Source organism: Sphingomonas sp. RB1R13, assembly GCF_036663775.1.
Lineage (GTDB): Bacteria > Pseudomonadota > Alphaproteobacteria > Sphingomonadales > Sphingomonadaceae > Sphingomicrobium.
In genome coordinates this window covers 192,746-212,965 of the sequence record NZ_JAXOJM010000002.1, presented here as the reverse complement: position 1 = coordinate 212,965, position 20,220 = coordinate 192,746, and the positions used below count along the sequence as shown (strand labels likewise).

Here is a 20,220-nt window from a genome sequence, read left to right as displayed (position 1 = left end):
TGAAGAATGGCTAAGTCGAAGGGTGTACTGTCGATCCCCGCTTCGGGGGGCGAAGCCGGTCTCAACCGATATCTTAGTGAAATCAAGAAGTTCCCGATCCTCGCTCCCGAGGAAGAGTTCATGCTTGCCAAACGCTGGAGCGAACAGGGCGACACTGATGCGGCAGCCAAACTGGTCAATTCGCACCTGCGACTCGTTGCCAAGATCGCCATGGGCTATCGCGGCTACGGCCTGCCCGTTTCCGAACTTATTTCGGAGGGCAATATCGGCCTGATGCAGGGCGTGAAGAAGTTCGAGCCCGATCGCGGATTCCGCCTCGCCACCTATGCCATGTGGTGGATCCGTGCCTCGATCCAGGAATTCATCCTGCGCTCGTGGAGCCTCGTCAAGATCGGCACCACCGCCGCCCAGAAAAAGCTGTTCTTCAACCTTCGCCGGATGAAGAACCAGATCGAGGCGTTCGAAGACGGCGACATGAAGCCCGCCCACGTCACCAAGATCGCGACCGACCTCGGCGTGACCGAGGACGAAGTTATCTCGATGAACCGCCGCATGGGGATGGGCGGCGATACCTCGCTCAACGCCCCGCTCAAGGGCGACGAGGGCGGCGAGGCGCAATGGCAGGATTTTCTTGTCAGTGCCGACCCGCTGCAGGACGAGATTCTCGCCGAGAGCGAGGAAAAGCAGGTCCGCCACGACCTCCTTCTTCAGGCAATGGACGGCCTCAACGAGCGCGAGCGCACGATCCTCACCGAACGCCGCTTAGTCGACGAGCCCAAAACCCTCGAGGACCTCAGTCAGGTCTTCGGCGTTAGCCGCGAACGCATTCGGCAGATCGAAGTCCGCGCTTTCGAGAAGCTGCAAGCCGGCCTCATCCGCCTCGCCACCGACCAGCGCCTCTTGCCCGCCGCCGCTTAATCCTCCGGGTCGGGCACGCGTTTGAGTAGCGCGAGCCCGGCGGCGGTCAGCAGTAAGGTCGCCCCGACCCGCGCCTTCCCTCGCTTGCGCAGCAACGAAAGGCCCACAGTCGACAGGATCGACGACATCATCCCGATCTTCGGTGATCCGACAATCTGGGATGCGACGCTTGTCATTCTGGACGTCACAAAGGGGTGTTTAGCGTTCACTTGCACCGGTGCATTGTTGAACGCCACCGTCTCCACAGTCTCCACGGATTTGCCTTCGGCCACGCCCTCCGTCCCCTTGTCGTCGGCCATCGGCGAGGCTTTACGCCCTTCCGCCTCGACCCCTTCATCCTCGGCCCCGTCGGCGACATGATCGGCCGACCACGCCCCGCGCGACCCCAAAGGCTTGGCCCCGCCGCGGGTCGTGTCCTTCGCCGTCTGATGTTCAACTTCGCTATTAAGTTCAGCGCCGAACAGAAAGATATAGCTCGATAAATAAATCCACGTCAGCAGCGCGACGATCCCCCCGATCGACCCATAGGTGGCGTTGTAATTGGCGAAGCGCGTCACATACAGCCCGAACCCGACCGTCGTCAGCAGCCACCCCACCGCCGAAAAGATCGACCCCGGCGTCAGCCAGCTCCACTTGGCCTGCTGGCGTGACGGGCCATAGCGATAGATGGTCGCCGCCGCCGCCGCCGCGCCAATGCCAAGCGTTGGATAAGACACGATTCTTCCCAGCATAACCGCCGTATCCGAACTCCCTGGCCACAGCGTCTGGAGATAGCGCAGCGCCCCCATCGCCGCGATCGCGGCCAGTGCCAGCACGACCAGTCCCAGCGTCATCGCCAGCGCCACCAGCGTCCGCGTCACGAACCCCCGCGCCTCCTCCTCCTCGTACGAGATGTTGAGCGCGATCATGATCGATCCGGCCGCATTGCGCGCCCCCCACAGCGCCACCGCCAGCGCCACGAAAATGCCCAACCCCTTCTTGTTGCCCGAACTTTTGACGACATTGAGCAGCATGTCACCGATCGTCTGGGCAATATCGGGGGGTGCGATCGTCATCAGCGATCGCATGTTGCCGATCACTGTCTCGGGGCTGGCGATGAAGCCATAGGTCAGCACCGTCGCCCCCATCAGCGGCACGATCGCCAGGAAGGCGTAGAACGCCACTCCCGCCGCGACCAGCGCGATATTATCCTTGCCGCTTTCCCTGAACGTCCGAAGGAAAATCTCTTTCCACCCAAGCACCGGCATTTGCGCCGGCGAGTCGGCCTGGCGTCCGCGTTCGGCGCCGCCCGTGGCGCGCTGGTGATCGGCGATGCTGGTCAATTGCTGAAATTCCCCAAAATCATTGCGCCACAACGCCTTGTCACCGTTCCAACCCCGCCCGCCGCAGCCCGTTCCGCCGCCCCTTGCCATTCGCCCGCAACTGGCCGAGCCTCCCTCCCAAGAAGCGCGCCACGGACGCTTCATGCGCCCGAACGCCCGCCACCCGGACGAGAGGAGAATCGCATGCCCGGCGCAACTCGCGACATCAACAACACCATCAACGGCACTCGAGTGATCGCCCTGGTCGGTCCGGCCGGGGCAGGCAAGACCAGCCTCGCCGAAGCGTTGCTCTTCGCCAGCGGCACCATCGACCGCCACGGTGCGCCCGGCGCCACCGTCGGCGATGCCAGCCCCGAAGCCCGCGCTCGCGGTGGCTCGACCGAGCTCAACCTCATGCATTTCACCTATCTCGGCCAGCGCTTCGGAATTATCGACTCGCCCGGATCGGTCGGGTTCGCCGCCGACGCCCTTCGCGCCGTCGCGGTCGCCGACCTCGCCATCGTCGTGGTCGATCCCGATCCCGCACGCGCCGCGCTCGCCGCCCCCGCGCTGCGCCTGCTCGACGAGCAGGGCATCCCGCACCTCGTCTTCGTTAACCGCATCGACCAGGCGCGCGGACGCATCACCGAACTGCTCGAAGCCCTCCAGCCGATGAGCGTCTCCCCGCTCATCGCCCGCCAGATCCCGATCAGGGACGTCGACAAGGTTACCGGCTTCGTCGACGTCGCGCTCGAACGCGCCTTCCACTATGAGCCCGGCAAACCCTCCTCGCGGATCGCTATCCCCGCCGAGGTCGCAGGGCGCGAGGCAGAAGCCCGCACTCAGCTACTCGAACATCTCGCCGACCATGACGACAGTCTGCTCGAAGCCCTGCTGTCCGACCAGATCCCCGAGCCCGCCACCATCTTCGCCGATCTGACCCGCGAAACCGGCGATAATCTCGCGGTCTCGTTGCTGTTCGGCTCGGCCACCAGCGGCTGGGGCATCCGCCGCCTCCTCAAGGCCCTGCGCCACGAAGCCCCCGCCCCAGCCCAGACCGCGCGCCGGCTCGACGTCATCGCCCCCTCGCTGTTTGCCTTCAAGGTCAGCCACGGCGGCGCGGTCGGCCGACTCGTCCTCGCCCGCCTGCTCGGCCGCGATATCTCCGAAGGCGCCGAGATGAACGCCTCCTGGGGAGGCCGCGCCCGGCTCGGTGCGCTCTTCTCGGTCCAAGGCGACAAGACCGCCAAGATCGCCGACGCTCGCTGCGGCGACCTCATTGCCATCGCCAAGGTCGACGGGATCAAGCCCGGCGACTGGCTCTCGACCGGTCCCATCCCTTCGCCGCTGATCCTCGACGAGCCTCCGCGCAACTGCGCACTCGCCATCGAACCCACCGACCGCAAGGACGACGTCCGGCTCTCGACCGGCCTGTCGCGCCTGCTCGAGGAAGACCCCAGCCTCGCGCTCGAACAGGACGGCCATGAAATGCGCCTTCGCGGGGTCAACGACGAGCACCTCCGCACCGTCCTCGCCCGGCTGAAACGCCGCTACGGGGTCGACGTCACTGCCCGCGCCCCCGCCATTCCCTATCGCGAATCGATCCGCCGCTCGGTTACCCACCACGGCCGCCACAAGAAACAGTCGGGCGGGCACGGCCAGTTCGGCGATGTCGTGATCGAGGTCAAACCCCTCGCCCGCGGCGAAGGCTTCCGTTTCGACGACCGGATCAGCGGCGGCGCGGTGCCCAAACAATATATCCCTGCGGTCGAACAGGGCGTCCGTGAAGCCCTCGCCCGCGGCCCACTCGGCTTCCCCGTGGTCGACGTCGCCGTGACCCTCACCGACGGCAGCTACCACAGCGTCGATTCGTCCGAACTCGCCTTCCGCATGGCCGGCCGCCTGGCAATGAACGAGGCGCTGGCCGAGGCTGCGTCGCACTTGCTCGAACCCGTCCACCGGCTGACGATCGTCACGCCGGCCAGCGCGGCGAGCAAGGCCAGCTCGGCAGTCGCCAGTCGGCGCGGCCAGATGGTCGGGCTCGCCCCGCGCTCGGGCTGGGACGGATGGGACCGCATCGACGCGCTCATCCCGACCAGTGAACTGACCGGGCTTGAGGCCGAATTGCGCTCGCTCAGCCATGGCCTGGCGACCTACGAAGCTGAATATGACCATCTCGCCGAACTCAACGGCCCGCTGGCAGACAGAATCACCAACGGCGAAATCCCGGAACACGCCTAGCCGATCGTCGAAACCACCCCAACCGGTCGCCAGTCGCCGAGCCCGTGCGTCTCGGCAAAGTCGACCGGGACCCCCTCGCCACGGCTTATCCCGCCTGTGACATAGAGGCAGTCGAGCCCGTTCCGCGCCGCCCCGATCACGTCGGTCACCAACCCGTCGCCGATCGCTAGCACCGTCTCGCGCGCCGGGTTCCCCGCCAGCTCGAGCGCATGATCGTAAATCGCCGGATAAGGCTTGCCATACCAGCATGCCTCGCCGCCCATCGCCTCATAGGCATCGGCTAGCGCCCCGGCGCACACTTCCGCTTGGCCCGCGACGATCACCACCCGGTCGGGATTAAGGCAATGCAACCGCACCCCCGCCGCCGCAAGCTGCTCCAATTGCCCGGCATAATCCGCCACCCTGTCGCGCGCCTCGTCGAGCCCGGTGCACGCCAGGTCGCGATAGCCCTCGGCGGCGATCACCAACCCAGCACGCTCCAGATCATCCCGGTCCCCCCGCGTGCCGATCAACCCAACCGGCGCCCTCAGCTTGAGCAGCGCCGATATCCCCGCCTCGCCCCCGGTCGTGATCGCGTGATAGGCCCGCCGCGAAAGCGCCAGCGCGTCCAATTGTCCCTGCACCGTCGCCGCCGTTCGCGGCGCATTACTAATCAGGACGATCCACCGCCCCTCTCCCGCCCACTGCAGCAACCGCGCCTCGACCCCGTCGAACAGCGCCGCGCCGTCATGGAGCACCCCCCAGATGTCACACAGCAGGGTCGAATAGCGTGCGTCGATCGCGGCAAGGTCAAACTCGTTCATTGCCGCGCGCTAGCCCAAGCGTCCCCGCGCCGCAAAGCTTGACGCAGCCGCGCGCAGCGGCTTCGTTCGGCGCAACGATCCGGGGACCCGAGAACTTGGCCAAGAAACTGACTCGCTTCATTTTGTTCGCGCTGCTCGCGGGCGTCATCACCGGCTGGGTGGTCAATGCCGTGATCGACGACGGCACCCCCGCCGCCGCCGCGCAGCTCAAGGACATCGCCGGCTATTTCTCGATCGTCACCGCGCTGTTCCTGCGGCTCATCAAGATGATCATCGCGCCGCTGGTCTTTTCCACCCTCGTCGTCGGCATTGCCCATATGGGCGACGTTGCCGCACTCGGCCGCGTGGGGTTGCGCTCGCTCGCCTGGTTCATTTTCGCGAGCCTGATTTCGCTCACGCTTGGCCTGCTCCTCGTCAACCTGCTCCATCCCGGGGTCGGCATCGGCCTGCCCCTGCCCCCGGCGACGGCGGCCAGCGGGGTCGAGACTGCCGCGTTCAACCTCAAGGATTTCATCAGCCATCTCGTCCCGGCGTCGATCTTCGAAGCCATGTCCAAGAACGAGATTCTGCCAATCGTCATCTTCTCGGTGTTCTTCGGGGTAGCGATCACCGCCGTCGGGGAGCGCGCCCGCCCGCTCGTCCGCGGAATCGAGGCACTGGTTCAGGTCATGCTCCAGCTGACCGATTACGTCATGCGCGCGGCGCCCTTCGCGGTGTTCGCCGCGGTCGCCAGCGCCATCATCGAAAATGGCCCGAGCGTCCTGTCGAGCCTCGGCCGCTTCGTCGGCAGCTTCTACTTCGGGCTCGCGCTGCTGTGGACAATCCTCATCGGCATCGCCTTCCTAGCGGTCGGGCGCCGCGCGCGCGATCTCGTCCGCTACATTCGCGACCCCATCGTGCTCGCCTTCTCGACCGCCTCGTCCGAAGCTGCCTACCCGCGCACGCTGGAGGCCCTCGAGCGGTTCGGCGTCCCGCCGCGCATTGCCAGCTTCGTCCTGCCGCTGGGCTATTCGTTCAACCTCGACGGCTCGATGATGTACATGACCTTTGCGTCGATTTTCATTGCGCAGGCCTATGGCATCGACCTCAGCATCGGCCAGCAGGTCACCATGCTGCTCGTCCTGATGATCACCTCGAAGGGCATGGCCGGTGTTCCCCGCGCCAGCCTGGTCGTCATCGCCGCAACGCTGTCGATGTTCAAAATCCCCGAGGCCGGACTGCTGCTGATCCTGGCGGTCGACCATTTCCTCGACATGGGCCGTTCGGCCACCAATGTCGTCGGCAATGCCGTCGCCTCGGTGCTCGTCGCCAAATGGGAGGGCGACCTCGACCCCGAACGCGAGATCGACATCGAACCGCCTCACGCCCCGAGCCATGCGCCGCCACTCGCCCCGGGCGCGGAACCCGGGGCCTGACCGTTCAGTCTTCGTCGGGCTCGGGTCCAGCCATCAGCGCCTCGCCGACCTCGTCCTTCTTGCCGCGTACGGCGTTTTCGATCCGCGCCGCAATCTCGGGATTCTCGATCAGATAGGTCTTCGAATTCTCGCGGCCCTGGCCGATGCGAATCGAGTCATAGCTGAACCAGGCGCCCGACTTCTCGACGATCCCGGCCTTGACGCCCAAGTCGAGGATCTCGCCGACCTTGGAAATCCCCTGGCCGTACATGATGTCGAACTCGACCTGCTTGAACGGCGGCGCGACCTTGTTCTTGACGACCTTCACCCGGGTTGTGTTGCCGACGATATCGTCGCGATCCTTGATCTGCCCGGTGCGGCGGATGTCGAGCCGGACCGAAGCATAGAATTTCAGCGCATTGCCTCCCGTCGTCGTCTCGGGATTGCCGTACATCACGCCAATCTTCATGCGCAGCTGGTTGATGAAGATCACGATGCACTTCGACCGGCTGATCGATCCGGTCAGCTTGCGCAGCGACTGGCTCATCAGCCGCGCCTGCAAACCGACATGGCTGTCGCCCATCTCGCCCTCGATCTCGGCCCGCGGTACCAGCGCGGCCACCGAATCGATCACCAGCACATCGATCGCGTTCGACCGGACCAGCGTGTCGACAATCTCGAGTGCCTGCTCGCCGGTATCGGGCTGCGACACGATCAGATTGTCGATATCGACCCCCAGTTTCTTGGCATAGGCCGGGTCGAGCGCATGTTCGGCGTCGACGAACGCCGCCGTCCCGCCATTCTTCTGCGCTTCGGCAATGACATGGAGCGCGAGGGTCGTCTTGCCCGAGCTTTCGGGGCCATAGACTTCGATCACCCGCCCGCGCGGCAAGCCGCCCACGCCCAGCGCAATGTCGAGCCCCAGCGATCCCGTCGAAATCGTCTCGATCTCGACCAGCTCGCGGCTGCCCAGCTTCATTGCCGAGCCCTTGCCAAAGGCGCGATCAATCTGTGCCAGCGCGGCTTCAAGCGCCTTTTCCCGGTCCGTGCTCACCTTGTCTCCACCCGCTACGACTTTCAAATTCGCTGCCATGACCCCGGTCCCTTCGTCAATCGCGCGCATCATGCGGCATCCCGATAAGGGTGGCGTACACCGTTTGTTCGTATGGAACAAGCAAAGAACACGGGTGCCTCGATTTTCCTGGAGTCGGCGATTGCGTGGCCATGCGCACTGCAGCGGATGACCCTCCGCGCGCTTGCTTTCCAGCCGCGGCAAGAAAGGAAATCATGCATCATCTTGGCCTCCCGAAAGGGTGCCCGAGCCCGCTCTGACTATCAGCAAATCGCCCCGGCACGAAATGATTTTCCGCGCGCCGTCATCACCCCGCCGCCGCCAATGTTGCACTTGCGAACAAAATGGCCCACTGCCCGCCCATGCTTCAATCGGCCCTCCCCCACGCCGGCCGTTCACGGCTTGGCAAGCGCGAGAGCGTCGTCCTCCTCGCTTCGCTGATGGCGCTCAATGCCTTTGCGATCGACATGATGCTCCCCGCGCTCCCGGCGATCGCCCATGGTCTTGGCGTCACGCGCCCCAACGACCAGCAATATGTCATCATCGCCTACACGCTTGGGCTCGGCGTTGGTCAGATGGCTTGGGGTCCATTAGCCGATCGCTTCGGCCGCCGCCCACTGCTCGTCGCCGGTCTCTCGCTATACGCCCTGCTCGCGATCGGCTGCGCAATTGCGCCGACGTTCGGCCTGCTGCTCGCCGGGCGTGCGGCAATGGGCGCGGCGGCCGCCTCGACCAGGGTGCTCGTCACCGCCATCGTCCGCGACCTGTTCGAGGGCGAGGCGATGGCACAGGTCATGAGCCTGGTCTTCATGACCTTCCTCGTCGTGCCCGTCATCGCCCCGTCGATCGGCCAGGCGGTGCTGACCATCGCGCCGTGGTCGACGATCTTCTACCTGCTGGCGGGCTATGCCGCGATGGTCCTCGCCTGGACCCTCGCCCGCCTGCCCGAGACGCTTCACCCCGGCGATCGCCGCTCGATCATGCCGAGTGCGGTGCTTGAGGCGTCGCGGGTCGTGACCGGTGACCGGCTGTCGGTCGGTTACACGCTGGCGACGACCGCGCTGTTCGGCGCGCTGTCGGCCTATATTGCATCGATCCAGCAGATCACCGCCGATGCCTTCCACGCTCCTGAGCGCGTGCCGCTGGTATTCGCCGCCTGCGCCGCGCCGATGGCCGGGGCGGCCTTTGCCAATTCGAAAATCGTCGGTCGCTTCGGGCTTCGGCAGGTCGGCCATGCCGGTCTCGCCGGCTTCGTCATCGCCAGCATCGCGCATTGGGCGGTGGCGATGAGCGGGCATGAAACGCTGCTGCTGTTCGTCGTCTTCCAGGCGATCACCTTCGTGTCGTTCGCCTTCTGCTCGTCGAACTTCTCGACGCTGGCGATGACTCATATGGAATCGGTCGCCGGCACTGCCTCATCGATTCAGGGGGTGACCAGTTCGATCGGCGGCGCGCTGATCGGCCTCGTCATCGGCCAGTTGTTTGACCTGACCGTCCTGCCCTTCCTGACAGGCATGATGCTGTGCGGGCTAGCGGCGGCCGCCATCACATTCACCACCGAACGGGGAAAACTGTTCGAGAGCCTCCCCGCCCAGTCGTCAGCTGATCCCGTTTAACCGCGAGCTTTCAGCGAGTCGCGGATTTCGCGCAGCAGGGTCACTTCCTCGGGCGCGACCACGACCACTTCGGCAGCGGGCATCGCGCGGGCGGCAGCGCGGACCATCAGATAGATGATCCAGGCCAGGATCAGGAAAGCGACCATGGCCGTCGCAAACGCGCCATAGCCCAGCACTGGAACCCCCGCAGCCTTCAACCCGGCATAGGTCATCGGGCCATGAAAGGTATCGGGAACCGGCTTCAACAGCATGTAATAGTTGGAAAAATCGAGCCCGCCGAAGACCGCGCCGACGACCGGCATGATCACGTCCTCGGTCAAGCTGGTGACGATCTTGGCAAAGGCCGCGCCGATGATCACCGCGACGGCAAGATCGAGCACATTGCCCTTGGTGATGAAGTCTCGAAATCCGCTCATGATGTGCTCCCCGATGGCGGCCCCCCGGGACCACTCACGGTGCATCATAAGCATCTTGGAACGTCGCGCGAGGGGGGGGCGGGCCGGAGTTTTACAACTCGAAATCCGTCAGGCGTTGGCGAGGGCCTCGTCGATCGCCGGGGTGACCCGGTCGATCGTGTAGGGCTTGTCGATCATCGGGACATTGTTGAACTCGGCGGGGGGCGGGTCGACATGGCCACCGCTGGCAATCACGAACGGGATCCCCCGCGCGCGCATTTCGCTCGCCACCGGCCAGATATTCTCGCCCTTGAGGTTGACGTCGAGGATCGCCAGGTCGAACCCGCCTTCCTCGACCGCGATCCGCGCCTCGCCGACGCTTTCACAAATGCCCTTGACCGTGTGGCCCAGCGAGTCGAGGAAATCCTCAAGCATCATCGCAATGAGCGGCTCGTCCTCGACGATCAGGATGGTATGCGTTTTCCCCACTCTATGCCCTTAGCAGTGCGTTCGAACCGCGCAAGCGCGTTTCATTTCGCGAGCAATACCTTGCGCGCGGCTTCGGCAAGTTCCTGCACTGAAAAGGGTTTGGGCAAAAACGCGACATTGTCGATATCGATCGATTTCCTCAGCTGCTCTTCGGCATAACCCGACATGAACAGGATCGGCAGCTTGGGCCGGGTCTTCCGCGCCTCGCGGACCATCGTCGGCCCGTCCATCAGCGGCATGACCACGTCGCTTACCAACAGTTCGATCGGCTCGCCGCGGCTCAGCACTTCCAGTGCTTCCTCGCCATTGGTCGCGGTAATCACCGTATAGCCGTGCCGAGTCAGCGCGCGCTCGGCAACCTGCCGGACCATCGGCTCGTCCTCGACCAGCAGCACGGTGCCCGTTCCCCACAGCTCGCTGTCCTTGGGCTTGGCCACCCGCTTGGGCGTCCCCGCAGCCTTGTCGGCGGCGTGGACCGGCAGATAGATGGTAAAGCGCGTGCCCTGGCCGACCTTGCTGTCGGCAAAGATGAACCCGCCCGACTGCTTGACGATGCCATAGACCGTCGACAGCCCCAGTCCGGTCCCCTTGCCCACTTCCTTGGTCGTGAAGAACGGCTCGAACACCTTGCCCAGGATACCCGGCGCGATTCCCGTCCCCGTGTCCTCGATCGAAATCGCACTGTAATCGGCGATCGGCAAAATGTCCGACCCCAGCTCGGCGACCTGGTCGGCGCGTACCGAATAGGTCTGGATCGTCAGCACGCCGCCGCCATTGCCGAACATCGCGTCGCGCGCATTGACCGCCAGATTGACGATGACCTGCTCCAGCTGCCCCGGGTCGGCGCGAACCGGGCCCAGGTCACGGCCATGTTTCAGCACCAGATTGACCGTCTCCCCCAGCAGCCGCTTCAACAAATGCGATACTTCCGACACCACGTCGGGCAATTGCAACACTTGCGGTCGCAACGTCTGCTGCCTCGAAAAAGCCAGCAACTGCCGCGTCAGCCCCGCCGCGCGGTTCGAATTGGACCTGATCTGCTGGATATCGTCATAATCGCTGTCGCCCGGCGTGTGCCGCATCAGCATCAGGTCGCAATGGCCGATGATCGCGGTGAGGATATTGTTGAAATCATGCGCCACGCCCCCGGCCAGCTGGCCGACCGCCTGCATCTTGGTCGCCTGTGCCACCTGCCGCTTGAGTTTCGCTTCCTCGCTATTGTCCTTCAGCAGCAACAGCACCGCGGCATTGCCCAGCCCGCGCAGCCCGGCGATCGTCAACGCGACCGGCTCGCCTTTCTGCTGCGCCAGCCGCACCGCCAGGTCGCCCGACATCGCCGGCCCGCGCGCATTGCGCCGCACCGCATCGGCCACCGCGCCCTTGTCCTCCTTGACCACCAGGTCGCCCGGATAGGCCGGCAGCTCGGCGACGTTGCCCGCCGTCCGGAACGCCTTGTTCGCCGTGATAAACCGCCCGTCGCGGTCGACCAGCGCCAGCCCCACCGGCAACACGTCGAGCAACGCCTGGATATTGGCGACACCCCCCGAAGACGGCGCCTCGGCCTGATCGATCAGGTGGATCGTGGCCGCCCCGCCATCGTCATGGACCGGGTCGAGCGGCACGTGGATGCTCCGTAGCACCCCGCCATTCTCGCCCTCGGCGCGAAGCCGCACCCGGTCGCCGTCGACCGCCTCGATCAGGTTCGCATAGAAAGGCGCATCCCCCGCTCCGCCACCGGCCTCGTCGTTGCTCAGCGCACGGTCGGCAAAGAGCTTGTTGGCCGCCAGCAGCCTGCCATTGCCGTCGACCAGCACCGTCAGCACCCCCGCCGCGGCCAGGCGCTCGCCTGCCGATCCGGCAATGCGGCGCGACGCGGCGGTCAGGTAATCGGGCTCGGGCGGCGGCGGAAAACGCCACAGCAGATAGTCTCCGCGCGCCCCCACCCGCTCGATCCGGACGCCATGCTCGTCATCCAGTGCGGCATAGGCATGACCGTCGCGCCATGCCTTGGCGCGCGCCTCGGGCAGGCTCCCGCCCAGCTCGTGCGGCGTCCGCGATCCCGCAAATCGCTCGCTATAGGCGGCGTTGGCGACGAGCAGTTGCCCCTCGCCATCGGTCACGGCGGCGGGTTCGGCATGAAGCCCCAGCGCTGTCCCGATCAGCGTCAGGTCGGGCACCGCCACCATTTCACCCAAGGGTGCCCTCGAAGCGCGCTTTTCGATCACGAATGCCGCGACCAGCATCGCGACGAAGCCCGCGAAGAACAACCACGCAAAGGGCATCGCCCCGACTGCGAAAAACAGGATCGCCCCGCTCGCCGCCGCCGCTGCGACCAGCGCCGGCACCAGCCAGCGCGGCCCACGGTCGATCGGTTCCTCGATCAGGCGCGCGTCGAGCGGGGCAAGGCTTCGGTGGAGCACCCGCTACCGATACGCCCCCACCCGCTCGGCGCAAGGGCGCGCGTGTAAACTTCGCCCGAACAACTAGCCCGCCGACCGCCGCCGATCGATCCGCCGCACCGTCCGCCGGGCGCGATATTTGCTGAAGATCCAGCGCCGCCAGAAAAACGCGCTGACCACATACCCCACCAACGCCGATCCCGCCGCGATCGTCAAAATGCCCAGCGCGATCGGCCCCGATGCGTGGTGGATCCAGAACAGGAAGCGCGCCACTTCGCCCGACACGTTGGCCGCCGCAACCGGATCGACGTCCGATCCGCGCCGAAGCTCCCACTTGCCGATCCTGTAGGCAGCATAATAGATTGGCGGGATGGTCAAAGGGTTGACCACCAGCGTCACTGCTGCGGCGACCGCGATATTGGCCCGCGCCGGGATCGCCAGCAACGCCGCCACGACCGTGTGCATGAACGGAATGATCACCCCGATCCCCAGCCCCAGCGCCACCGCACGCGGCACCGACCGATGGTTGAGGTGCCACAGGTTCGGTTGGCTCAATTGCCGCGAAAACGGCCGCAGCAGTCGATAATGGTGGATTGTCTCGCGCGTCGGGACATGGCGGCGAACGAACGCGGCAAATCCCGCCATCAGACGTCGCGGCGCATCAGCCGGCCCTTTTCACGTTTCCAGTCGCGCTCCTTCTCGACCTCGCGCTTGTCATGGGCCTTCTTGCCGCGCGCAATCGCCAGCTCGACCTTGGCCCGCCCGGCCGAATTGAAATAGATCGACAGCGGCACCAGCGTCAGCCCCTGGCGATTGATCGCGCCATGCAGCTTGGCGATCTCGCGCCCGTTCAGCAGCAGCTTGCGCTTGCGCCGCGGCTCGTGGTTCATCCGGTTGCCGTGCGAATATTCGGGGATCGACGAATTGACCAGGAACACCTCGGCATCCTCGACCATCGCATAGCTCTCGGCGATCGACCCCTCGCCGACCCGCAGCGCCTTGACCTCGGTACCCTTCAGCTCGATCCCAACCTCGTACCGCTCCTCGACATAATAGTCATAGCGCGCCCGCCGGTTCTCGGCGACGACCTTGACCTTGTCGAACGGAGTAGGAAGCGGCTTGCCCATAGGGGGGGAGATAGGGACGAGCGAGGCGTTAGGGAAGCCGACAACCGGCGTCTTCCCGGCGGAGGCCGGGATCCCGGTCGAAAAAGGAACTCAGCACTCGCGCGGCTCCACAGCGAGCAGAAAAAACTGTCCTACAGCCACCTCGACCTGCCATTGCCACTTAAGCCCGATTCGTCGGCCCGGCTCTTTCGATCTTTGGCCCGTGCATTCCGCCCCCTAAAACCCGGCGCAGAGCACCAAAAAACATCGTCACGACCGCGAACATGTGTGAACATTCGCGAGCCTACCGTTCGGAGAATAGCAATTTACCGGGTTTTTGTTTGCTCGCCGGTCGCTTCCGCTCGCTCGCTTACACCAGCCCCGCATGCGCCAGCGCCGCATCGACCACTCGCCGCGCCTCAGCCGACGGCTCGGTCATCGGCAGGCGCACCTCGGTGCTGAACCCCGGCCGCACCCGGCTCAGCGCATATTTGGCCGGCCCCGGCGAGGCATCGGCGAACATCGCGTCGTGCAACGGATAGAGCCGATCCTGCAGCACCAGCGCCTCGTCCCACCGCCCTTCCTGGCACGCCTTCTGGAACTCGGCACACAGCCGCGGCGCGACGTTGGCGCTGACCGAGATGCACCCGACCCCGCCCATCGCGTTGAAGCCAAGCGAGGTTTCGTCATTGCCCGACAATTGGCAAAAATCGGTCCCGCACTGGAGCCGCTGCGCCGTGACCCGACCAAGGCTGCCCGTCGCATCCTTGATGCCCACCACCGACGGCATCTTCGCCACCTGTGCCAGCGTCTCGACCGAGATATCGGCGACCGTCCGCCCCGGTACATTATAGACGATGATCGGCAGCGGCGACGCCTCGACCAGCGCCTCGAAATGCGCCAGCAGCCCGGCCTGGCTCGGCTTGTTGTAATAAGGCAGCACGATCAGCGCGGCGTCGGCGCCCATGTCGGCGGCCACCCGCATATGCTCGATCGCGGTCGCCGTATTGTTCGATCCGCACCCGGCGATCACCGGCACGCGACCCTTCGCCTGGTCGATTGTCAGCGCGAACAGCCGGTGCTGTTCCTCGTGGCTCAGCGTCGCGACCTCGCCAGTGGTGCCGCACGGCACCAGTCCGGTCGATCCTTCGGTGATTTGCCACTCGACGAAGACTCGATACGCCTCTTCATCGACACGCCCTGCCGTAAATGGCGTCACCAACGCCGGTATCGACCCGGAAAACATATATTATTTCCTTCCAGCGGAGTCCGCTGTCCCATAAGATCGAACCCGGAGTTTTCGTTCACCGGCTGATAAGGACCCTAGTGTCATCATGTCCAGCATGAGCCGCCTTGCTTTCCTCGTCCCCATCTTCCTCGCGACCACCGCCGGTGCCGCGATGCAGGCCGGACTTGTGCCTGCCGTCAGCACGACGACGCCCTCGCCTTACACCGCCGCGCCATACGCCGCTTCGAGCGACATCGACTATGCCCTGTCCGACTGGCGCCGGCTGCGCGGCAGCGAAGGCTATGCATTTGCCGACTATGCCCGCTTCGTCATGGCCAATCCCGGCTGGCCGGGCGAGGCCGGGATGCGCAAGGCAGCCGAAAAGGCGATGCGACCCGGCGAGAACCCGGCGACCGTCACCGGCTTCTTCCAGTCGACTAAACCCGTCACCGGCAATGGTTACGCCCGCCTCGCCGAGGCCCTCGCCGCCACCGGCCGCCCGACCGAAGCCCTCGCCGCCGCCCGTTCTGCTTTGTCAGCGCCCGACCTTGGCGCCTATGACGAAGCCAGCCTGATGACCCGCTTCACCGGCAAGCTGAGCTTTGCCGATTACGACAAGCGGATCGACGCGCTCCTGATCGCCCGCAAGCCCGCCGACGCCACGCGGATGCTCTATTACGCCAGCCCAGCCCGCAAACCCGCCTTCGCTGCACGCCTCGCCCTGCAAGGCCGTGCCCCCGACGCCGAGACGCTCTACAGCGCCGTCGCCGCCGAGGTCGCGACCGACGGCGGTCTCCTCCTCGACCGCGCCCGCTACCTGCGTGATACCGGCAATGAGGCCAGCGCCCGCTATCTCATGGCCCGCCAGCACAGCTTCACCGCGCGCCCCGCCAATCCCGAAGCCTATCTCGAACTCGCCACCACCTTGGCTCGCGGCGCCGCTGCCGATCGCCAGTATCAGACCGCCTATGACATCGCCCGCCAGGTCGACGACCTGTTCCCGACCGGCGCCGAGGTCGCGCTCCAGCCACTCGGAGTGCGCGACGACTATACCAACCTCACTTGGCTCGGTGGCGAAGTCGCACTGGTTTACCTTAGCCGACCGGCCGACGCCGTCGCGCTATTCGACCGCTATTCGCGCGGCGGTCGCTCGCTCCAGGTGATGACCAAGGGCGCCTATTGGGCCGGCCGCGCCGCGACCACCGCTGGCCAGATGGAAGGCGCCAACCGCTATTTCGAACGCGCCGGCGCAGTCCCCGAAAGCTTCTACGGCCAGCTCGCGCTCGAACGCCTTGGCCGACCGGTCCCGGCCCCGCTCGCCCTGCCGACGATGCTTGCCGACGATAGTCAGCGCAGCATGTTCCAGCAAAAGCGCATCGTCCGTGCTGTCCGCTATCTCGGTGCCAGCGGCCGCCGCGAGGAGCAGACCGTGTTCATCCGCGCCCTGTCCGAAAGCGTTACCACCGACACCGATCGCGTCCTCGCCGCCGAGTTCGCGCTGTCGATCGGACGACCCGACCTCGGCGTGTGGACCGCCCGCTCGGCCCGGATCCAGGGCGCGACCTTCTATTACAAGCCCGCCTTTCCGTCTTACTCGATAGCGGCAACGAGCAGGAACTGGTCGCTGGCGCATGGCATCACCCGCCAGGAATCAAGCTTCGACCGCAGCGCCCAAAGCGGCGTCGGCGCGCGTGGCATGATGCAGTTGATGCTGCCGACTGCACGCGAGCAGTGCGAGAAGATGGGCGTCGCCTATGACCCGTCGCGGCTGATGTCCGATCCGGCCTACAACATGATGCTCGGCAGCGCCTATTTCGCTCGGCTGGTCGATCAATGGGGCGGCAATTATCCGCTCGCCGTTGCCAGCTACAATGCCGGCGCCGGCAACGTCCGCAAGTGGGTCAACGCCAATGGCGACCCGCGCCAGCCGGGCGTCGACATCATCCGCTGGATCGAAGACATCCCGTTCAGCGAGACCCGCGGCTATGTCCAGCGGGTGCTCGAAAACAGCGTGGTCTACGACCGGCTCAACCCCACGCTACAGCCCGCAGGACCGGTTCACCTTTCGCAATATCTCGGCAAGTCGCGCCCCGGTTGATGGTCGATATCGAGGTTGAGGACGACAAGCGCCTCCCCCGCTTCATCACGCCTGCCGGAATCCACCGCATCCGCGCAGAATATGAACAATTGTTCGGCGGCGAGCGGCCCAGGCTGGTCGAAACGATCAGCTGGGCAGCGGGCAACGGCGACCGCTCCGAAAATGGCGACTATATCTATGGCCGAAAGCGCCTGCGCGAGATCGACCGGCGCATCTCCTATCTCGCAAGGGTGATGAAGCACGCCAAGATCATCGACCCTGCCGCGCAGATCGATCGTGACCGCGTCCGCTTCGGCGCGACGGTCGACTTGGCCGACGAGGACGACGCCCGACGGACCATGACGCTGGTCGGCGAGGACGAAGCCGACGCCACCGCCGGCATGATCAACTGGACCGCGCCCATCGCCCGGGCCCTGATCGGCGCGAAGGTCGGCGACGAGCGCACCGTCCGGCTTCCGGCGGGCGAGAAAAGCTATGAAGTGATCGCGATCCGTTATCCCAGTGCCAGCTAGTCTAGCCTAAGCCCGGATCTGCCCGATAGGGACGACCTTGTCGGCGCTCTCGGGCGGATCGAGCGGGATCGCCTTGGCCAGTGCTGCCGCCACCGCGGCCATCGCCGCCGACGCCCCGGCATCATCGCCATTGGCGTCGATCACCGTCCACGGGGCCCAGCGCGTGTTGCTGCTGCCGAGCAAGTCGGTCCACGCCGCCATCTGCTTGTCCCGCGCCGGTTGGCGGTCCTGCTGTGGCACAAGCCAGCGGCGCCACGTATCGGCATCGCGCGCGGCGATCCGCTCGGACTGCACATCGGCGCGGACATGGAAGAACAGCTTGATGATCAGCGTGCCATGGTCGCGCTGCTGGGCTTCAAACTCGTTGATCTCGTCGCCCCGCCGCGCCCACGCCTTGTCGGTCAGTCGGCCCAGCGCCCGCTCCTCGGTGGCCTCGCGATACCAGCTGCCGTGGAACAGTGCCGCGTCGCCGGGCCCGGGCAGGCTCGCCCAATATCGTGCCAGCCAGTGGCGGTCGCTGTCGCTCCCGGAGAAATCATGCGCCGCGAAATGGCAAGGGTCCCACTGCGCCGCCAGCCTCCGCAACGCGCCGCGCCGACCCGCGCTATCCAGCCCGTCAAACAGGATGATCGCGCGTCGACGATGAACGACCTGCGCCAGCTGGAGCGCCGCAAGCCGACCCTCCTCGACCGTCACGCCCGAGTCGCCTCGTTCAAATTTTGTTAAATCGATCGCCACGGGGCGGATGCGTATCGCATCCGATTTGGCGCCGCAATCGCTTACCCCCGATCAGTTTCCCACGCCGGGACCAGTCGCCGCTTGTCCGGGCCGGGGACCATCGACGACCAGCCTGATCGACAATTCCTTGAGCTGGCGATCGCTGACCGGCGCCGGCGCGTTCATCATCAGATCCTCGGCTTTTTGCGTCATTGGAAACAGGATCACCTCGCGGATATTGGGTTCTTCGGCCAGCAGCATGACGATCCGGTCGATCCCGGGTGCCGATCCACCATGCGGCGGCGCGCCATATTTGAAGGCGCCGATCATCCCGGGGAAATTCTCGTCGACCCGGTCGCGCGAATAGCCGGCAATCTCGAACGCCTTGTACATGATGTCGGGGCGATGGTTGCGGATCGCACCCGACGACAGCTCCACGCCGTTGCAGACGATGTCATATTGCCACGCGAGAATATCGAGCGGGTCCTTGGTCTCGAGCGCTTCGAGCTCGCCCTGCGGCATCGAAAAGGGATTGTGGCTGAAGTCGACCTTCTTGGCCTCCTCGTCATATTCGAACATCGGGAAGTCGACGATCCAGCAGAATTTATATGCGCCCTGTTCGATCAACCCGAGCTGCTCGCCGACGCGGGTTCGGGCAAGACCAGCAAGCTTGGCGGCCTGCAGTTCGGGACCGGCAGCGAAGAAAATTCCGTCATCGGGGCCGAGGTCGAGCTCGGCGGCCAGCTTGTCCATCCCCTCGGCGCCATGGTTCTTGGCGATCGGCCCGCCCCACTCGCCGGCCTTGCGGGTCGCATAGCCCAAGCCCGCAAAGCCCTCGCCGCGCGCCCAGTCGTTCATCTCGTCAAAGAATTTGCGGCTCTTCTCGGCGGTTTTCGGCGCGGGAATTGCGCGGACGACCATGCCCTTGTCGACGAGGCCCGCGAACAGTCCGAAGCCCGACCCGACGAAATGCGACCCGACGTCCGAGATCAGGATCGGGTTGCGCAGGTCGGGCTTGTCGCTGCCATATTTCAGCAATGATTCGCGATAGGGAATGCGCGGGAACTCGCCCGCCGGCGTGACCGCCTTGCCATTGGCGAATTCGGCGAACAGGCCGGCCAGCACCGGCTCGATCGCGTTGAAGACATCGTCCTGCGTCACGAAGCTCATTTCGAAATCGAGCTGGTAGAACTCACCCGGCGAGCGGTCGGCGCGGGCGTCCTCGTCGCGGAAGCAGGGCGCGATCTGGAAATAACGGTCGAACCCGGCGACCATCAGCAACTGCTTGAACATCTGCGGCGCCTGCGGGAGAGCATAGAATTTGCCAGGGTGGACGCGCGACGGGACCAGATAATCGCGCGCGCCCTCGGGCGACGAGGCGGTCAGGATCGGAGTCTGGAACTCGGTAAAGCCCTGCTCGATCATCCGCCCCCGGACCGAAGCGATGACCGCCGATCGAAGCATGATGTTGGCATGAAGCCGCTCGCGGCGAAGGTCGAGATAGCGATACTTCAGGCGGATATCCTCGGGATATTCCTGCTCGCCCGCAACTGGCATCGGCAGTTCGGCGGCGGCCGACTGGACCTCGACGGCCCGCGCGATGAGCTCAATGTCGCCGGTCGGGAGGCGGCTGTTCACCGCCCCGCCTTCGCGAGCAACCACGTCGCCGGTGACGGTCACAACCGATTCGACGCGTAGCCCTTCGAGAATCGCCAGCGCGTCCGATCCGGCGCGTGCAACGATCTGGGTCAGGCCGTGATGATCGCGCAGATCGACGAACAGCACCCCGCCATGGTCGCGCTTGCGATGGATCCAGCCCGACAGCCGCGCGGTCGTGCCGACATCGGCGGCGCGCAGGGCAGCGCAAGTGTGAGTGCGATAGGCGTGCATGGCGCTAAACTTCTTCGTATCATGGCGAGGGAATAGAGGCG

At 65.3% G+C, this 20,220-nt stretch carries 17 protein-coding genes; 6 read left to right on the top strand and 11 right to left on the bottom strand.

Annotated features, from left to right (window positions below):
- Positions 1-6 precede the first annotated feature (6 nt).
- The gene (rpoH, locus tag U1700_RS07200) at positions 7-918 is read left to right on the top strand and encodes an RNA polymerase sigma factor RpoH (RefSeq protein WP_332751501.1); all 912 of its coding nucleotides are present in this window, start codon (positions 7-9) and stop codon (positions 916-918) included.
- Here rpoH and U1700_RS07195 read toward each other — a convergent pair.
- Positions 915-2,240 (bottom strand): YihY/virulence factor BrkB family protein, encoded by a 1,326-nt coding sequence (locus tag U1700_RS07195; protein WP_332751499.1) that lies wholly within the window; start codon positions 2,238-2,240, stop codon positions 915-917. The genes rpoH and U1700_RS07195 overlap by 4 nt on opposite strands.
- A 183-nt stretch (positions 2,241-2,423) precedes the next feature.
- On the opposite strand from U1700_RS07195, the gene U1700_RS07190 reads away from it, so the two are divergent.
- The gene (locus U1700_RS07190) at positions 2,424-4,460 is read left to right on the top strand and encodes an elongation factor G (RefSeq protein ID WP_332751497.1); all 2,037 of its coding nucleotides are present in this window, start codon (positions 2,424-2,426) and stop codon (positions 4,458-4,460) included.
- Here the strand turns inward: U1700_RS07190 and U1700_RS07185 are convergent.
- The gene (locus U1700_RS07185; protein ID WP_332751495.1) at positions 4,457-5,263 is read right to left on the bottom strand and encodes a TIGR01459 family HAD-type hydrolase; all 807 of its coding nucleotides are present in this window, start codon (positions 5,261-5,263) and stop codon (positions 4,457-4,459) included. The genes U1700_RS07190 and U1700_RS07185 overlap by 4 nt on opposite strands.
- 95 nt (positions 5,264-5,358) lie before the next feature.
- On the opposite strand from U1700_RS07185, the gene U1700_RS07180 reads away from it, so the two are divergent.
- A complete protein-coding gene (locus tag U1700_RS07180) occupies positions 5,359-6,678 on the top strand; it encodes a dicarboxylate/amino acid:cation symporter (protein ID WP_332751494.1) in 1,320 nt (439 codons plus the stop codon).
- Positions 6,679-6,682: 4 nt separating this feature from the next.
- Here the strand turns inward: U1700_RS07180 and recA are convergent, their stop codons facing one another.
- Positions 6,683-7,750, bottom strand: a complete 1,068-nt coding sequence (gene recA, locus U1700_RS07175; RefSeq protein WP_332752255.1) for a recombinase RecA — start codon at positions 7,748-7,750, stop codon at positions 6,683-6,685.
- Between the two features lie 341 nt (positions 7,751-8,091).
- Between recA and U1700_RS07170 the strand changes: the two genes are divergently transcribed.
- Positions 8,092-9,345, top strand: coding sequence for a multidrug effflux MFS transporter (locus tag U1700_RS07170; protein ID WP_332751493.1), 1,254 nt, complete (start codon positions 8,092-8,094; stop codon positions 9,343-9,345).
- Here U1700_RS07170 and mscL read toward each other — a convergent pair.
- From mscL to dapA, 6 genes are all read right to left on the bottom strand, one after another.
- Positions 9,342-9,764, bottom strand: coding sequence for a large conductance mechanosensitive channel protein MscL (mscL, locus tag U1700_RS07165; protein ID WP_332752254.1), 423 nt, complete (start codon positions 9,762-9,764; stop codon positions 9,342-9,344). The genes U1700_RS07170 and mscL overlap by 4 nt on opposite strands.
- Positions 9,765-9,869: 105 nt before the next feature.
- Complete coding sequence (locus U1700_RS07160) at positions 9,870-10,229, bottom strand: response regulator (protein ID WP_332751491.1); 360 nt, start codon at positions 10,227-10,229, stop codon at positions 9,870-9,872.
- 41 nt (positions 10,230-10,270) lie between these two features.
- A complete protein-coding gene (locus tag U1700_RS07155; RefSeq protein WP_443025906.1) occupies positions 10,271-12,649 on the bottom strand; it encodes a response regulator in 2,379 nt (792 codons plus the stop codon).
- A gap of 63 nt (positions 12,650-12,712) precedes the next feature.
- Positions 12,713-13,273: a DUF2062 domain-containing protein gene (locus U1700_RS07150; RefSeq protein WP_332751490.1), complete on the bottom strand. Its 561-nt coding sequence runs from the start codon at positions 13,271-13,273 to the stop codon at positions 12,713-12,715.
- The gene (smpB, locus tag U1700_RS07145; protein WP_332751488.1) at positions 13,273-13,755 is read right to left on the bottom strand and encodes an SsrA-binding protein SmpB; all 483 of its coding nucleotides are present in this window, start codon (positions 13,753-13,755) and stop codon (positions 13,273-13,275) included. The genes U1700_RS07150 and smpB overlap by 1 nt, the downstream gene beginning before the upstream one ends.
- Positions 13,756-14,104: 349 nt before the next feature.
- Complete coding sequence (dapA, locus tag U1700_RS07140) at positions 14,105-14,980, bottom strand: 4-hydroxy-tetrahydrodipicolinate synthase (RefSeq protein WP_332751486.1); 876 nt, start codon at positions 14,978-14,980, stop codon at positions 14,105-14,107.
- 88 nt (positions 14,981-15,068) lie between these two features.
- Here dapA and U1700_RS07135 point away from each other — a divergent pair, with 88 nt between their 5' ends.
- Both U1700_RS07135 and greB read left to right on the top strand, forming a co-directional pair.
- The gene (locus U1700_RS07135) at positions 15,069-17,060 is read left to right on the top strand and encodes a lytic transglycosylase domain-containing protein (RefSeq protein ID WP_332751484.1); all 1,992 of its coding nucleotides are present in this window, start codon (positions 15,069-15,071) and stop codon (positions 17,058-17,060) included.
- Positions 17,060-17,572 carry a transcription elongation factor GreB gene (gene greB / locus U1700_RS07130; protein WP_332751482.1) on the top strand — a complete coding sequence of 171 codons (513 nt, stop codon included), beginning with the start codon at positions 17,060-17,062 and terminating at the stop codon, positions 17,570-17,572. The genes U1700_RS07135 and greB overlap by 1 nt, the downstream gene beginning before the upstream one ends.
- 6 nt (positions 17,573-17,578) lie before the next feature.
- Here the strand turns inward: greB and U1700_RS07125 are convergent, their stop codons facing one another.
- Together U1700_RS07125 and aspS are read right to left on the bottom strand one after the other, a co-directional pair.
- Positions 17,579-18,310, bottom strand: a complete 732-nt coding sequence (locus U1700_RS07125; protein ID WP_332751480.1) for a polyphosphate kinase — start codon at positions 18,308-18,310, stop codon at positions 17,579-17,581.
- Positions 18,311-18,361: 51 nt separating this feature from the next.
- On the bottom strand, positions 18,362-20,179 hold the full coding sequence (aspS, locus tag U1700_RS07120; RefSeq protein WP_332751478.1) for an aspartate--tRNA ligase: 1,818 nt from the start codon (positions 20,177-20,179) through the stop codon (positions 18,362-18,364).
- Between the last annotated feature and the right edge of the window lie 41 nt (positions 20,180-20,220).

Excerpts from the sequence above, each read along its gene's own strand:
- recA (WP_332752255.1), bottom strand. The coding sequence starts at position 7,750 with ATGGCAGCGAATTTGAAAGTCGTAGCGGGTGGAGACAAGGTGAGCACG.
- U1700_RS07185 (WP_332751495.1), bottom strand. The coding sequence starts at position 5,263 with ATGAACGAGTTTGACCTTGCCGCGATCGACGCACGCTATTCGACCCTG.
- U1700_RS07170 (WP_332751493.1), top strand. The coding sequence starts at position 8,092 with ATGCTTCAATCGGCCCTCCCCCACGCCGGCCGTTCACGGCTTGGCAAG.
- U1700_RS07190 (WP_332751497.1), top strand. The coding sequence starts at position 2,424 with ATGCCCGGCGCAACTCGCGACATCAACAACACCATCAACGGCACTCGA.
- U1700_RS07135 (WP_332751484.1), top strand. The coding sequence starts at position 15,069 with ATGTCCAGCATGAGCCGCCTTGCTTTCCTCGTCCCCATCTTCCTCGCG.
- smpB (WP_332751488.1), bottom strand. The coding sequence starts at position 13,755 with ATGGGCAAGCCGCTTCCTACTCCGTTCGACAAGGTCAAGGTCGTCGCC.
- greB (WP_332751482.1), top strand. The coding sequence starts at position 17,060 with ATGGTCGATATCGAGGTTGAGGACGACAAGCGCCTCCCCCGCTTCATC.
- U1700_RS07150 (WP_332751490.1), bottom strand. The coding sequence starts at position 13,273 with ATGGCGGGATTTGCCGCGTTCGTTCGCCGCCATGTCCCGACGCGCGAG.
- dapA (WP_332751486.1), bottom strand. The coding sequence starts at position 14,980 with ATGTTTTCCGGGTCGATACCGGCGTTGGTGACGCCATTTACGGCAGGG.
- rpoH (WP_332751501.1), top strand. The coding sequence starts at position 7 with ATGGCTAAGTCGAAGGGTGTACTGTCGATCCCCGCTTCGGGGGGCGAA.
- aspS (WP_332751478.1), bottom strand. The coding sequence starts at position 20,179 with ATGCACGCCTATCGCACTCACACTTGCGCTGCCCTGCGCGCCGCCGAT.